Origin of the sequence: Collimonas fungivorans, assembly GCF_028292705.1 — a bacterium.
Lineage (GTDB): Bacteria > Pseudomonadota > Gammaproteobacteria > Burkholderiales > Burkholderiaceae_D > Collimonas > Collimonas fungivorans_B.
The window spans coordinates 1-13,955 of sequence record NZ_JAQGLV010000213.1 but is presented as its reverse complement, the minus strand read 5'-3'; the positions used below and the strand labels follow the sequence as shown (position 1 = coordinate 13,955).

Annotated in this window: 16 protein-coding genes; 6 read left to right on the top strand and 10 right to left on the bottom strand. The window is 61.7% G+C overall.

What is annotated here, in order from left to right; genetic code table 11:
* The 3 genes from JWQ61_RS12090 to JWQ61_RS12080 all read right to left on the bottom strand — a co-directional run.
* Window positions 1-364 (bottom strand): alpha/beta fold hydrolase (locus JWQ61_RS12090; RefSeq protein WP_304360745.1); only part of this gene is annotated, 364 nt, incomplete at its 3' end.
* A 56-nt stretch (window positions 365-420) separates the two neighbouring features.
* Window positions 421-954 (bottom strand): thioredoxin family protein, encoded by a 534-nt coding sequence (locus JWQ61_RS12085; RefSeq protein ID WP_304360744.1) that lies wholly within the window; start codon window positions 952-954, stop codon window positions 421-423.
* Between the two features lies 1 nt (window position 955).
* The gene (locus tag JWQ61_RS12080) at window positions 956-1,663 is read right to left on the bottom strand and encodes a cytochrome c biogenesis CcdA family protein (RefSeq protein WP_304360743.1); all 708 of its coding nucleotides are present in this window, start codon (window positions 1,661-1,663) and stop codon (window positions 956-958) included.
* A gap of 367 nt (window positions 1,664-2,030) precedes the next feature.
* Here JWQ61_RS12080 and JWQ61_RS12075 point away from each other — a divergent pair, with 367 nt between their 5' ends.
* From JWQ61_RS12075 to JWQ61_RS12065, 3 genes are all read left to right on the top strand, one after another.
* A complete protein-coding gene (locus JWQ61_RS12075) occupies window positions 2,031-2,771 on the top strand; it encodes a response regulator (RefSeq protein WP_061538718.1) in 741 nt (246 codons plus the stop codon).
* Window positions 2,768-4,084: an ATP-binding protein gene (locus JWQ61_RS12070; RefSeq protein ID WP_304360742.1), complete on the top strand. Its 1,317-nt coding sequence runs from the start codon at window positions 2,768-2,770 to the stop codon at window positions 4,082-4,084. The genes JWQ61_RS12075 and JWQ61_RS12070 overlap by 4 nt, the downstream gene beginning before the upstream one ends.
* 211 nt (window positions 4,085-4,295) lie before the next feature.
* Window positions 4,296-4,715: an organic hydroperoxide resistance protein gene (locus JWQ61_RS12065; RefSeq protein ID WP_304360741.1), complete on the top strand. Its 420-nt coding sequence runs from the start codon at window positions 4,296-4,298 to the stop codon at window positions 4,713-4,715.
* Between the two features lie 41 nt (window positions 4,716-4,756).
* Here the strand turns inward: JWQ61_RS12065 and JWQ61_RS12060 are convergent, their stop codons facing one another.
* From JWQ61_RS12060 to JWQ61_RS12045, 4 genes are all read right to left on the bottom strand, one after another.
* Entirely contained in the window at window positions 4,757-4,897 is a 141-nt protein-coding gene (locus JWQ61_RS12060; protein WP_304360740.1) for a hypothetical protein, read from the bottom strand.
* Between the two features lie 228 nt (window positions 4,898-5,125).
* Window positions 5,126-6,175 carry a porin gene (locus JWQ61_RS12055; RefSeq protein ID WP_304360739.1) on the bottom strand — a complete coding sequence of 350 codons (1,050 nt, stop codon included), beginning with the start codon at window positions 6,173-6,175 and terminating at the stop codon, window positions 5,126-5,128.
* 155 nt (window positions 6,176-6,330) lie between these two features.
* A complete protein-coding gene (locus JWQ61_RS12050; RefSeq protein ID WP_304360738.1) occupies window positions 6,331-7,674 on the bottom strand; it encodes an MFS transporter in 1,344 nt (447 codons plus the stop codon).
* 334 nt (window positions 7,675-8,008) lie between these two features.
* Entirely contained in the window at window positions 8,009-9,178 is a 1,170-nt protein-coding gene (locus JWQ61_RS12045) for a 4-hydroxybenzoate 3-monooxygenase (RefSeq protein ID WP_304360737.1), read from the bottom strand.
* A gap of 141 nt (window positions 9,179-9,319) precedes the next feature.
* Here JWQ61_RS12045 and JWQ61_RS12040 point away from each other — a divergent pair, with 141 nt between their 5' ends.
* Both JWQ61_RS12040 and JWQ61_RS12035 read left to right on the top strand, forming a co-directional pair.
* A complete protein-coding gene (locus JWQ61_RS12040; protein WP_304360736.1) occupies window positions 9,320-10,249 on the top strand; it encodes a helix-turn-helix domain-containing protein in 930 nt (309 codons plus the stop codon).
* Between the two features lie 82 nt (window positions 10,250-10,331).
* On the top strand, window positions 10,332-11,522 hold the full coding sequence (locus tag JWQ61_RS12035) for an acetyl-CoA C-acyltransferase family protein (protein ID WP_304360735.1): 1,191 nt from the start codon (window positions 10,332-10,334) through the stop codon (window positions 11,520-11,522).
* A 46-nt stretch (window positions 11,523-11,568) separates the two neighbouring features.
* On the opposite strand, the gene JWQ61_RS12030 is transcribed toward JWQ61_RS12035, so the two are convergent.
* The 3 genes from JWQ61_RS12030 to JWQ61_RS12020 form a co-directional block, all read right to left on the bottom strand.
* A complete protein-coding gene (locus JWQ61_RS12030) occupies window positions 11,569-12,222 on the bottom strand; it encodes a DUF882 domain-containing protein (RefSeq protein WP_304360734.1) in 654 nt (217 codons plus the stop codon).
* Window positions 12,223-12,330: 108 nt separating this feature from the next.
* Window positions 12,331-13,035, bottom strand: a complete 705-nt coding sequence (locus JWQ61_RS12025) for a glutathione S-transferase N-terminal domain-containing protein (protein WP_120237397.1) — start codon at window positions 13,033-13,035, stop codon at window positions 12,331-12,333.
* A 137-nt stretch (window positions 13,036-13,172) separates the two neighbouring features.
* The gene (locus tag JWQ61_RS12020; protein WP_304360733.1) at window positions 13,173-13,598 is read right to left on the bottom strand and encodes a helix-turn-helix domain-containing protein; all 426 of its coding nucleotides are present in this window, start codon (window positions 13,596-13,598) and stop codon (window positions 13,173-13,175) included.
* Between the two features lie 78 nt (window positions 13,599-13,676).
* Here JWQ61_RS12020 and JWQ61_RS12015 point away from each other — a divergent pair.
* Window positions 13,677-13,955: multidrug efflux SMR transporter (locus JWQ61_RS12015; RefSeq protein WP_304360732.1), on the top strand; the 279-nt coding region annotated here is incomplete at its 3' end.

The window sequence follows — 13,955 nt, the reverse complement described above, 5'->3', positions numbered from 1 at the left end:
CTGAAAGAAAACGCGTCGTGCCGTGGCCGCGCAGATGCGGGACGATCACCCGGTAGCCTGCCGACGCCAGCAACGGAGCGACGTCGACAAAACTGTGGATGTCGTAGGGCCAGCCATGCAGGAGAATCACAGGAGGACCATCGGCGGGGCCGGCTTCAACGTAGCCGACATTCAGGACGCCGGCGTCGATCTGTTTCAGAGGCCCGAACGTGGTGTTGCTCCCCGGTTTAAACGCAGGCAGATGTGACGGTTTTGGCCCGGCAGACTGTGCTTTTGCGCTACCTGTCAGGCCGAACTGGGCGGCGGCAAGGGTGATGGTCGCGGCGCCAAAAAGGCGGCGATGGTGGTCGATTTTTTCAGGCATGGTTTTTCTCCAATCGTTATGAAGCGCCGAAATTGCCGGCATGGGTCGTTGGTGTTTCAGCTTTCCTTCTGCGCCAGCAAAGCCTGGATTGCTGCCTCGGTTTCCGCGTATCGCCCTTCGCCAAAATGGGTGTAGACGATCTGCCCTTTCTTGTTGATCAGGTAGAACCCTGGCCAGTACTGGTTGCTGTACGCGCTCCATGTCGCATAGCGGTTGTCTTGCGCAACCGGGAAACCGATGTCGAAGCGCTTGATGGCGGTCTTGACGTTGTCGGTATTGCGCTCGAACGGATATTCGGGGGTATGCACGCCGACCACCACCAGGCCCTGGTCCTTGTATTTCTGGTGCCAGCTTTTCACATAGGGCAGGGTGTGGATGCAGTTGATGCAGGTGTAGGTCCAGAAATCGACCAGAACCACCTTGCCGCGAAGCTGCTGCATGGTCAGCGGTTCGCTGTTGAGCCATTTCTCGATGCCGGTGAATTCGGGAGCCGGGCGAATATTTTTCAGCGGCTCAGCGTGGGCGCCCGTGCCGGCGGCGGTGATGGCGAAGGCGGCGACGGCGGTCAGTGCCTTGAGTCGGGATAGCATGTCAAAGTCCTTTCAGGTCAGGGAAAAAATGGGTGAGGGAGGTGTAGATGAGGATGTCGTACTGCAGGTAGATCGCGGCGGCGCTGAGGATCACCAGCATCCCGAACAGTTGCTGCAGCCGCTGCGTATGGCGCGCCAGCTGGCGCACGCGGCGGGTCATGTATTGGCCGCCGTAGATGACGGCGAGCATGGGAAGCGCGGCGCCGATGGCGTACAGGGTAAGCAGCAACGCCGACCAGCCGAGGTCCTGGGCCTTGACCACCAGCACCAGGATCGACGCCAGCACCGGGCCGGCGCACGGCGTCCACACCGCGCCCAGCGACATGCCCAGTACAAAACCGCCGGCATTGCCAGGGCCGGCCTGTAGACCGCGTGCATTGATGCGCTGCAGCGGCTGTTCCAGGCGCGCCAGCAGCCATGCATAGGGACGCGGCCATAACCGCAGCAGGCCCGACAACGCCAGCAATGCGATGCCGGTGTTGCGCAACACTTCCTGCGCCACCTGCACGGTGCTGGAAACGGCGCCCAGCAGCATGGCAAAGGAGGCGAAGGTCAGGATGAAACCGGACATGATGAACAACGGCCGTACGCGGCTGGGGCGGTCGACCGAGCTGCCGAGCAGGATAGGCACTACCGGCAGGATGCAGGGCGAGGCAATGGTGAGCAGCCCGGCCAGCAAGGCGAGCGGCGTTTCGATCAGGTTATGCATGACGGCGGTTCCGGCAGTTGGGATAGCTGTATTGGAACGTCCGAACGTATCCGTTGTGTGTCAACGGTGGCGCCCCAGTGCAATTTTTTGTATCGACGCCGTTGCAGATACACTTAGACACAAATCGTCCCGGGATCCGCGTTATAAAGCACACATTGCTACCCTGGAGACCCGGAATGAATATAGAAACTGCGCAGAAACACGGCACAGATCCCGCCGCAGCGGAGCCAGCATGAGACGGTTTCTTGCGATGCTGGCCTTTGTCGCCGGCGGCCTGGCGCTGGAACTGGGCGCTCCGCTGCACTGCACTGCAGCTTGATCCATGTCAGCCGGCCATATCAAAGACGCCGTAAGGTATGATTCCCAAATGGAAAATCCAGACCACGTACTGATCGTCGACGACGACCGCGGCATCCGTGAACTGCTTGCGGGCTATCTCGAAAAGAACGGCATGCGCACCTCGCTGGCCGCCAACGGACGGCAGATGCGCGCCGTGCTGGAGCAGGGCGCGCCGGACCTGATCGTGCTCGACCTGATGCTGCCGGGCGAAGACGGCCTGGCGCTCTGCCGCGATCTGCGCGCCGGGAAATGGCGCACGGTGCCGGTGCTGATGCTGACCGCCCGCGGCGAAGAAACCGACCGCATCATCGGCCTGGAAATGGGGGCTGACGATTACCTGGCCAAGCCGTTTGCGGTGCGCGAACTGCTGGCGCGGATCCGCGCCGTGCTGCGCCGGGCACGCATGCTGCCGGTTAACATGCAGGTCACCGAAGCGGCCCAGCTTCTGGCTTTCGGCGATTGGCGGCTCGACACCACGGCACGCCACCTGCTGGATGCCGACGGCACCATGGTCGCCCTGAGCGGCGCCGAATACCGCCTGCTGCGGGTGTTCCTCGACCATCCGCAACGGGTGTTGACGCGCGATCAACTGCTCAACCTGACGCAGGGCCGGCAGTCCGACCAGTTCGACCGTTCGATCGACCTGCTGGTCAGCCGGCTGCGCCAGCGGCTGCAGGACACGGCGCGCGAGCCGCGCTACATCAAGACCCTGCGCAGCGAAGGTTATGTGTTCTCGGCGGCGGTAACCCTTCTCGGCGGCCAGCAGTGAAGCTGCCGCTGCGCTGGCCGCGCACGCTGTTCGCCCGGCTCGCCCTGATCCTGTGCGTGGGGCTGGCCCTGGCGCAGATGCTGTCGTTCTGGCTTACCATGACCGAACGCAACCAGGCTGTCACCAACATGATGATGGGTAATATCGAGCGCGAGGTAGCCAGTTCGGTGGCCCTGCTCGATCATCTGCCGGCTGCCGAACGCCCCGCGTGGTTGCCGCGCCTGGCGCGGCGCAACTACGTATTCGAACTCGGCGTCGGCGTTGCCGGCGTGCCGCCGGATGCCCGCCTGTCAGCGCTGGTGGCGGCATCGATCGCCGCCGGCATCGGCACCACCTATCCGCTGACCGTGAACGCCATCCCCGGCCCGCGTGAGCATTTCCAGGTGCACCTGCTGCTGAGCGACGGCATGCCGCTGACCATTGATGTCCTGCCGATAGCCGGCTTGCCGTTGTCACCTTGGCTGCCGCTGGTGCTGGCGTTGCAGCTGGCCGTGCTGGCGGTCTGCTGCTGGCTGGCGGTACGGCTGGCGACCCGGCCGCTGCACCAGCTGGCGCAGGCTGCCGATGCATTGGGACCGGACCTGAAAGCTGCGCGTCTGGCGGAAAACGGACCAAGCGAGGTGGCGCGCGCCGCCAAGGCGTTCAATGCGATGCAGGACCGGATTGCCATCTACATGGCGGAACGGATCCAGATCCTGGCGGCGATTTCGCATGACCTGCAAACGCCGATCACCCGCATGCGGCTGCGCGTCGATGTCATGGATGAAAACCCGCAACATGCCAAGCTGCAGCAGGACTTGCTGGAAATGGAAACCCTGGTCAAAGAAGGCGTGGCCTATGCGCGCACCTTGCACGGCGCCGCCGAAACGCCGTGCCGCGTCGATCCCGATGCCTTGTTCGACAGCCTGGTGTGCGACTACGTTGACGCCGGCCAGGACGTTACCCTGCAGGGCAAGGTCGCCAATGCGCTGGTGACGCGGCCGCAAGCGCTGCGCCGCATCCTCGGCAACCTGGTCGACAATGCCCTGAAATATGCCGGAGCGGCAGAGGTCATGGTGGCGATGCAGCAAGATGGCCAGGTGAGGATCGCGGTGCTGGATCGCGGCCCCGGCATTCCGGCGGAGGCGCTGGAAGCCGTGTTCGAACCGTTCTACCGGCTCGAAGCGTCGCGCAATCGCCATACCGGCGGCACCGGCCTCGGCCTTGCCATCGCGCGTCAGCTCACCCTTGCCATGGACGCCACGCTGTCTTTGCACAACCGCGCCGGCGGCGGGCTGGAAGCCCGGCTGACGCTGAAGAATCTGCGTAGCTGAATTTCCCCTTTTGTATGCAAGTGTATCCGGTCACGACCTGGGTACGCTTGCATACAAAAAGCGCGCCCGCGATACACAATCCAGATACAGACGATACGCATACTTTGCAGCAGTCGCCCGGTTTTGCCAGGCGACGCGTACCGGCACAGGGCTGTCCATGCAGCGACTGCGCCGGCTATCCGAATCAACCCGAATCTGCGAGGAAACCACCATGACCCAACTCGAAAAAGTACTGTACACAGGTAAAACCCACACCTCCTCGGGAGGGCGGGACGGCGCTTCGCGCAGCTCTGACGGCCGGCTCGACATCAAGCTTTCGTCCCCCGGCAGCGCCGGCGATGGCACCAATCCGGAGCAGCTGTTCGCTGCCGGCTGGTCGGCCTGTTTCATCGGTGCGATGGGGATTGCTGCCGGCAAAATGAAAGTCGCTCTCCCGCCCGACCTGGCGGTTGATGCGGAAGTGGACCTGGGCGTCACCGGCGGCGCTTACTTCCTGCAGGCGCGCCTTAACGTCAGCCTGCCGGGACTGGAGCGCGAAGTCGCCCGCGCCCTGACGGACGCCGCACACCAGACCTGTCCCTATTCCAAGGCTACGCGGGGCAATATCGATGTCGTGATCAACCTGGTCTAGGACATTCAAATTGCCGAGCGCTCAATCATTCAATCGCTGAATCAAAGCGGGTCGGGATCAGGAACCGGCTCCTCGACCGGTATCGGTACATTGCCAGGGATCGGATCCTCGACCGGCGGTGGGGTGCTGGGAACGGGCTTGCCAGGCGGCTCTTCTCCAGGCGGTTCTTGTGGGGTATGCATGCGTTTTCCTTCCGCGATCTGGTCTGGAAAATAAAATTGCGGCTGACCGTATGGTGTTGATGGACGGGCTCATGTGTTTGACAACGACGCCGGCAAAAGCATTCCCGCCGCCAGCGTCCCGCCATGACAAAGTTACATGTGCTTTGCCATCAGTTCCGTACGTCAACCCGCATAGCGCCTGTCGTAGCGTTGCATGTTGCGCAATAAATTTCCCTGTCGTTGTCCGCCTCAGAATTTATGGCGTATGCCGAATATGAGGGCGCGCGGGTCGGCGCCCGCATTGGCTGCGGCGACTTCGCTGCCGTTCGCCGAGCCGACGCCAAAACTCGCACCGGCATCGTTGCTGACGCGCGAGTAGCCGGTGTACAAGGTAGTCCGTTTCGACAGGTCATAGTCGTACACCAGACCGTAGCTGCGTGAGTTGGCATTCGCTGCGCTTTTGTTTTTCAGGCTGCCGTAGCTGAAATTCAGGCGGCCGCCGCCAAGCGGGACATCCATTGCCAGCGACCAGAAATCGTAATCCGGAATGGCCGCGCTGCTGGAATCGTTGCGCACCGTTTCAGCCACCAGGTAAGGTTTCAAGAAGATGAAGTCATAAGACACTGCCGCAGCCAGGTACTTGGTGATGTTGTCCGGCGCGGAAGGGGTTTTTTTCTTGGAGGCGTAACTCACCGCCGCGGACAGGGGGCCGTTGTCGTAATTGGCCTGGATATTGAACAGGTTGCCGTACGACTTGCTGTCGGTCGCCACCGTGGTGTTTTCTCCCAAGGCATAGAACAGCGTCAGCGTCACGCCGGCAAACACCGGCGAAACATACTTGATCGAATTGTCGAGGCGCACATCTTCGATGGCCGGCACGTAGGCTGCCGAAGCGTCGCCGAAGCCGACCGCGTGCGTGCTGAATTTGACATGCATCGAATGCAGCGGTTCATATTGGCGCCCCAGCGTGACGGCGCCGGCATTTGATCCCAGGCCGACGAAAGCCTGGCGGCCGAACAGCAAGCCGGTCTGGGCGAATGAACCATTGTCGACATTGAAGCCGTTTTCCAGCGTGAACAGCGCCCGCAATCCGCCGCCCAGGTCCTCCGTCCCGGTGAAACCTATCCGGCTCTGGCTGAGGCTGCCGCTTTGCACACGGTTCAGGCTGTCCTTGCCGTTATTGGCAAACTCGATGCCGCTGTCGATGATGCCGTAGATGGTGACGTTGGTGCTTTGCGCGTGCGCCGCGCCGGCAACTGCGGTTAATCCAACAAATGCTGCAAGAAGCGTTTTTTTCATGATTTTGTCTCCGGATTTTTTTATGGTCAGGTGCTGCTGCAAGAAGGCGATAGGAGGCCTGGACGAAGCGTGAGCTCCGCCGCCAGGTATGCGTGGTGGTAAGGGAACCGGCTTATCTCATCGCAGCCGAGGATGGAAAGCGCGGTTCCGTAAAATCAGCTGCTCATGCTTAGCTGCCCATGCGCTCTCAAATGGAGATGCTTGAACAGCAGTGCCGCAGCGGCAACGAAAGCCGGCAGCGCCAGCAGGCTGAAGATGGCGCTCAGGCCCCAGCCGAATTGCAGCAGCTGGCCGCCGATGGCCGCGCCCAGGATGCCGCCGAGGCGGCCGATGCCGAGCATCCAGGCGACGCCGGTAGCGCGACCCTGGGTCGGGTAGAAACCGGCAGCCAGCGCCGGCATCGAAGACTGCGCGCCGTTCATGCACAGTCCGGCAACGAACATCAGCACGCCCAGCAGCACCGCGTCGCCGGTGCCGTGGCCGATGGCGTAGACAAAAATCCCGGTCAGCACGTAGGTGATCGCAATCGCCTTGTGTGCGCTCATGCGGTCCATCAGCCAGCCGACCGCCAGGGTGCCTATCACTCCGCCCAGGGGAAACAGCGCCGTGATGTTGCTGGCCTGGGAGATGGAAAATCCGGCGTTCTTGATCAGCGTCGGCATCCAGCTGGTCAGCAGATAGAAAATCAGCAGGCCCATGAAATAAGTCAGCCACAGCATCAGCGTGCCGAACCGGTAGCGTGCCGAGAAAATCACCGCCAGCGCGGTTTTCCCGGCCAGCGCGACCAGCTCCGGCACGGTAAATTGCGCATCCGAGGTAATCGATCCGGGCGCGATGCGGTTCAGCACATCGGCGATTTTTTTATCCGGCCAGCGACGCACCACCATGAAACGCGGCGATTCCGGCAACTGCAGCAGCAACATCGCCAGCAGCAGCGGCAGGCAGCCGCCGACGATGAACATGCTGTGCCAGCCGTAGTGCGGGATCATCCAGGCGGCTACAAAACCGCCCAGCGCCGAACCCAGGGTGAAACCGCAGAACATGGTGTTGACGATCATCGAGCGTTTGCGCTGCGGCGCATATTCCGACATCAAGGTGACTGCATTCGGCATCGCCGCACCCAGTCCCAGGCCGGTCAGGAAGCGCAGCACCGTAAGTATCTGGATCGAGCCGGCGAACGCCGACATCAGCGTCCAGAAGCCGAACAGCAGGACCGACGCCAGCAGCACTTTCTTGCGGCCGATGCGGTCGGCCAGCGGCCCGGCCAGCAGCGCGCCGACCGCCAATCCCACCAGCGCAGCGCTCAGCACCGGCACCAGCGCCGCTTTTTCAACATGCCATTCCTGGCTTAAGGCGGGCGCCAGGAAGCCGATGATGGCGGTGTCGAAACCGTCAATCGCGATGATCAGGAAACACAGTCCGAGGATCAGCCACTGGTAGAGGGAAAACGGTTTGTCGTCGATGAACTGCTGGACATCGATGGTCTGCCTGGCCGTCATGTCGCACTCCCGGTACGCGGCTGAAAAAGCGCGGCGCTGCGAACGGCATGGATGGTAGGGGCGGCAAACGGTTGCCGCGGGCTGGTGCGCATAGCTTTGTCTCCTGAATTTTATGTTTTTATCTTTTGTCGCCAAAGCGCAAGCAGCCGCTCTGCCGTGTTGCTTATTGCCGCTTATTGTTAATATTGTGCAAGTCTTTGCTTGTTTCCGGTTTGCTGAATACTAGGGTTTGTCCTATCCCACATCAAGACGGCGATGTCATGCAGTAAGCGCATATCGCACGTATTGTGCGATATGCGCCCAAATCAATTATTGTTTCCAGCGCACCTGCCATTTAAAACTGCATGCCGACGTAATTTTCGGCCAGCGCCGTGGCTGCGGCGCGGGATGCGACCACATAATCCAGTTCGGCCCGCTGCAACTGCTGCTGGAAAGGCGACGCGTCGGCAAAGTTGTGCAGCATGCTGGTCATCCACCAGGAGAAATGCTCGGCGCGCCAGACGCGCTTAAGCGCTGCCTCGGTATATCCGGCCAGCAGGTCTTGCCGGCCGTCGCGGTAGAACTGCTCGAATCCGCTTGCCAGCAGGCGTACATCCGAGACGGCAAGATTGAGGCCCTTGGCGCCGGTGGGCGGCACGATATGGGCGGCGTCGCCGGCCAGGAACAGCCGGCCGTACTGCATCGGGGTAGAAACAAAGCTGCGCATGCCGATGATGTTTTTCTGGAATATGCGGCCTTCTTTCAAGGCCCAGCCGTCTGCGCACGCCAGCCGCGTGTTCAGTTCCGACCAGATGCGGTCGTCGGACCAATTGTCTACATGGTCCTTGGGATCGCATTGGAAATACAGCCGCTGCACCGTCGGCGAGCGGGTGCTGACCAGGGCGAAGCCGCGCTGATGCTGGGCGTAGATCAGTTCATCCGAAGACGGCGGCGCCTCGACCAGGATGCCGAACCAGCCGAACGGATAGCTGCGCTGGAAATCCTGGCGCGGATTCTCCGGAATGGCGGGGCGCGAAACACCGTGGAAGCCATCGCAGCCGATCACGAAATCGGCTTGCAGCACAGCGGGTTCTCCCAGCTGTGTATAGCGTACCGATGGGGTTTCGCCCTGGAGGTCGTGCAGGCTGACGTCGCTCACTTCGAATAGGATTTTTCCATCGGCGGCCAGGCGCGCGGCAACCAGGTCCTTGATCACTTCATGCTGCGCATAGACGGTGATCGAGCGCCCGGTAAGCTCAGTCAGGTCGATGCGGTGGCGGCGGCCGCCGAAGGCCAGTTCGATGCCGTGATGCACCACGCCCTCGCGCTGCATGCGGGCGCCGACCCCGCTTTGATTGAGGATATCCATCGTGCCCTGTTCCAGCACGCCGGCGCGGATGGTGGCCTCGATCTCAGCCCGGCTGCGGCTTTCCAGCACTACCGATTCGATACCGTTCAGGTGCAGCAGGTGCGACAGCAGCAGGCCGGCCGGACCGGCGCCGATAATGGCTACTTGCGTTTGCATTGGTCTTCTCCATTTTTCTGATGATTTTTTTTGTACATCCCGATAGATATAAATCCTAGTCCAGCAAGCGCCGGTAAAAAATGGATGAAACGAGAAAAAACTTGTACTATTTTGACAGTCGCCTCTTTCAGGAAGCAGGACATGGACGCTCGGCATGCAGTCAAAAAAGCCATCAACGGAGACATCCCGCAATTCGCCCTGTATGGCGAAAACACGGCAGCCGAGAATGCCGAATTCGTCCATATCGAGCTGATAGAAACGCGCAGCCGGCTGCACGACTGGCATATCCAGAGCCATACCCACCGCGGCCTGTTCCAGATCCTGTTCCTGTTCGGCGGCCATGTGCGCGCCGAGATCGATGGCGGGCTGTGGGAATGCGAAGGGCCGGTGGCGATCACCATCCACCCTTCGGTGGTGCACGGTTTCGATTTTTCCAGGGAAGCGCAGGGTTTTGTCCTGACGGTCGACCAGAACCTGCTGTTTGCCGACAAGCTGGGCGTGCATGCGACCTTGTTTTCGACGATTTTCGTGGAGCCGCTGGCGATCGCCCTGACTGCGGTCGACGACAGCCGGCAGCGCATCGAAACCTTGCTGAAACAGCTGATGACGGAATCGTCCTGGCCGCGCGCCGGCCATACCCTGATGCTGGAATGGCTGGCGCGCAGCGTATTGCTGCTACTGGTGCGGCTGCATTCTGACCACCGTTCGGCGGACCGCAGCGGGCGGCAGGATTTCGAATTGTTCAGCCGGTTCCGGGGGCTGGTGGAGGAGCATTACAAAGAGCAGTGGCAGGTGAGCCGCGTTGCCGGACGGCTGCGCGTCACGGAAAGCCGCCTGAACCGCCTGTGCCTCAGGCTCGCCGGAAAATCGGCGTTCGACATGATGCAGCAGCGCTTGATGCTGGAAGCCAGGCGCAAGCTGACTTACGTGCCGTCCGGCGTCGCCAGCATCGCCTATGAACTGGGTTTCCAGGACCCCGCCTACTTCAGCCGCGCCTTCAAGCGGCATACGGGCATGACACCCAAGCAATTCCGGCAGCAGGCCTCGGCTGACGGAGCGGATGCCTGCTAAAGTAACGTTGTAGGCTTGGTCTGCCGCATTGACAAGGCAGCAAGCATTGCCGTCGCATCATCAAACCAACAAGGAGATCAACATGGCCAATACAAGAGAAGTCGTCATCGTCGGCGCTGCCCGTACCGCTATCGGGGCATATGGCGGAGCGTTGAAGGACCTGGCGCCGGGCGAGCTCGGCGCGGTGGCGGTGAAGGAAGCTTTTGCGCGCGCCGGCGTCGATCCGCTGCAAGCCGGCCAGATCATATTCGGCAACGTCATCCATACTGAAGCGCGCGACATGTATGTATCGCGCGTGGTGGGCCTGAATGCCGGCATGGGCAAGGAATCCACGGCGCTGACCTTGAACCGGCTTTGCGGCTCGGGTCTGCAAGCGATCATCACTGCGGCCAACGCCATCCAGCTGGACGAGACCGATGTCGCGGTCGGCGGCGGCGTTGAGAGCATGAGCCGCTCGCTGTATGGATCACAAGCCGCGCGCTGGGGTGCGCGCATGGGCGACATCAAGATGGTCGACATGATGATCGGCGCGCTGTCCGATCCTTTCGGCGGCGGCCATATGGGGATCACCGCTGTAAACGTGGCGGAGAAATACAGCATTTCGCGTGAAGAGCAGGATGCCTTCGCGCTGGAAAGCCAGAAACGGGCCACTGCGGCCATCGCCGCCGGCCATTTCAAGTCGCAGATCGTGCCGGTAGAAATCAAGACGCGCAAAGGCGTCGTACTGTTCGACACCGATGAATATCCGAAAGCCGACGCTACCCTGGAATCGCTGGCCAAGCTGAAACCGGCGTTCAAGAAAGAAGGCGGCACGGTGACCGCCGGCAATGCTTCCGGCATCAACGACGGCGCCGCGGCTTGCGTCCTGATGGAAGCCGGCGCTGCAGTCCGCGCCGGGCGCACGCCGCTGGCGCGCCTGGTTTCCTATGGGGTGGCGGGGGTCGATCCGTCGATCATGGGCACCGGTCCGATCCCGGCCGTCCAGCTGGCCTTGAAGCGTGCCGGCTTGAGCCTGCAGGACATGGCGGTGATTGAATCGAACGAAGCGTTCGCGGCGCAGTCGCTGGGCGTGTGCAAGGGGCTGGGCCTGGATCCCAAGCTGACCAATGTCAATGGCGGCGCCATCGCGCTGGGCCATCCTTTGGGCGCGAGCGGGACGATCATTGCGGTCAAGTGCCTGTATGAACTGATTCGTACTAACAAGCGCTATGGCTTGATCACCATGTGCATTGGCGGCGTCCAAGGCATTGCGCTGATCATCGAACGTATCTGAAGCAAATTTTTTTGCGGAAGAACAATCGCTGCGGGGCTGCCGGCAATCACCCTTTCCAGGTGCGCTGCAGTCCCGTATCGGCATGGATCCAGCCGCCGTTTTTCCCGGGCCGGTAATAGAAGCCGACACCGCCCTGGCGGAAGCTGCGTATCAGGCCGCCCAGCACGTCCGCATCCAGTTGCGTGAGGCGGATGTCGGCCGCGCGGCCTTCCAGGTGCAGCGACTTGCGCGCCGCCGGCACGCCGGTTTCGATCAGGTGCTTGTTGGTGGCCGCGGTGCGGAATCCCGACAGGATTTCCAGCGGCTGGCTGATGCCGTAGCGGGCGATAAAAGCCTGGGTGCCCCACAAGGTTTCGAGCAGCTTGGGATCTATCGCCGCAGTCTGCTTGCCCTGGACATCGCGCAGCAGGTGGCACAGCTGCTGGTAGGCGGATTCCTGGATTTCGCCGTCTTTCCAGTACAGCAGCTTGGCGCGTTCGCCGCTGGCCGGGCGCGTCACTTCCAGCACCCGCGGCTTGAGCCAGAACTCCATGTCTACCAGTTGCGCGTCAAAGATGTCCGGCGGCGGGTCCATCGGCGGCGCATCGGCGGGAGCTTCTTTTGCGAAAGCCGCCGGTGCGGTCAATGGCAGCTGGCTGGCAAAAAGTCCGGAAGCAGTCAGGAACAAGCTCTTTTGCAGGAATTTTCGGCGCGATGGCATGGCGGTCCAAGTGTTGATGGGATGGGCAATTTTATCGCACCATCCCCGCTTTGAGTAGCCGCCAGTTCCTGCCGGGCTGCGATCAGTCGGGCTGCACGCGTCAGTGAATCAGCCGCGCTGCGGAATCGTCAGGCCTTTTGCCACCGCCGGCCGCGCTACAAATGCCTCGAGCGCCCGCGTGACATGCGGGAAATCCGCGATGCCCACCAGGTCGCCTGCTTCGTAGAAGCCGATCAGGTTGCGCACCCAGGGGAAGGTGGCGATGTCAGCGATGGTGTAAGCGTCGCCCATGATCCAGCTGCGCTCGGCAAGGCGTTGGTTGAGCACCGCCAGCAGGCGCTTCGATTCCGCCACATAGCGGTCGCGCGGGCGCTTGTCTTCGTAATCCTTGCCGGCGAATTTATTGAAAAAGCCCAGCTGCCCGAACATCGGTCCGATGCCGCCCATCTGGAACATCAGCCACTGGATTGTTTCGTAGCGGCCGGCCAGGTCTTGCGGCATGAACTGGCCGCTCTTGTCGGCCAGGTAAATCAGGATCGCGCCGGATTCGAACAGCGGCAACGGCTTGCCGTCCGGGCCGTCGGGATCGAGGATGGCCGGGATCTTGTTGTTTGGATTGAGCGACAGGAATTCCGGCGAGGTCTGGTCGTTGCTCTCGAAACTGACCAGGTGCGGCTCGTAAGGCAAGCCGGTTTCCTCCAGCATGATAGAGACCTTGACGCCATTGGGCGTCGGCAGGGAATACAGCTGGATCCGTTCGGGATGCTGGGCGGGCCATTTTTTGGTGATGGGGAAGGAAGAAAGGTCAGTCATGAAAGCTCCTGGTTTTGATCTGTTTGGAAATTTGCCGGCGCCGGGCGCGGAAAACAGCCAGTCTAATGCAAGCCGGGCAAAGCCGCTCTCAAGGTGCTCGCGTGCCTGGGTTTGAGCGCCGGGCTTCGGCCGCGGCCTTATTTCGGGCGATGAATAATCCGCCCCACGACATTTTCAGGCTGGTCAAAACGCTGCCGCGCCTGTTCCAGGTCGGCATGGTGCAGTTGGGCCCACTGGTCGAGCGCGACCAGGGTCTTGCTTAGGGACAGCCCGAGCGGACTGAGCTGGTATTCAACATGCGGCGGCACGGTCTGCAGCTCGCGGCGCAGCACCAGGCCGTTGCGTTCCAGTTCTTTCAAGGTCTGGGTCAGCATTTTCTGCGAAATCCCTTCGATCTTGCGCAACAGCGCGCTATTGCGCATCGGTCCGGCATCCAGCGCCGGAAAGATCAGCAGCGCCCATTTGCCGGCGACCAGCTCAAGCGCCTGGCGCGAGGGGCAGGCCACGCTGTAGATGTCAGAGAATTCGGATGCGGCGGCGGGCGCGGCAGCGGCTGGTTTCATGGTTACCTCAAGGTGCGTACTTGTTGTGCCGCCAGTGTATGCCTATTCTGTTTTCCAGTTCAATCGAGGGAGAATAGGATGGCGTGGATATGGCTGCTGATGGCAAGCGCGGTAGAGATCGTGATGGCGGTCGCCTTGAAATACGCGCAGGGCTGGACCCGCCTGGTGCCGAGCGTGATCGGAGTGCTGGCGGCGGCCTGCAGCGTGCTGTTCCTGACCCTGGCGATGCGCAGCCTGCCGGCCGGCACGACCTACGCAATATGGACCGGCACCGGTTCGGTGGGCGTTACCGTACTCGGCATCTTTTTGTTTGGCGACACGCCGTCGCCATTGCGCCTGCTGTGCATCGGACTGGTG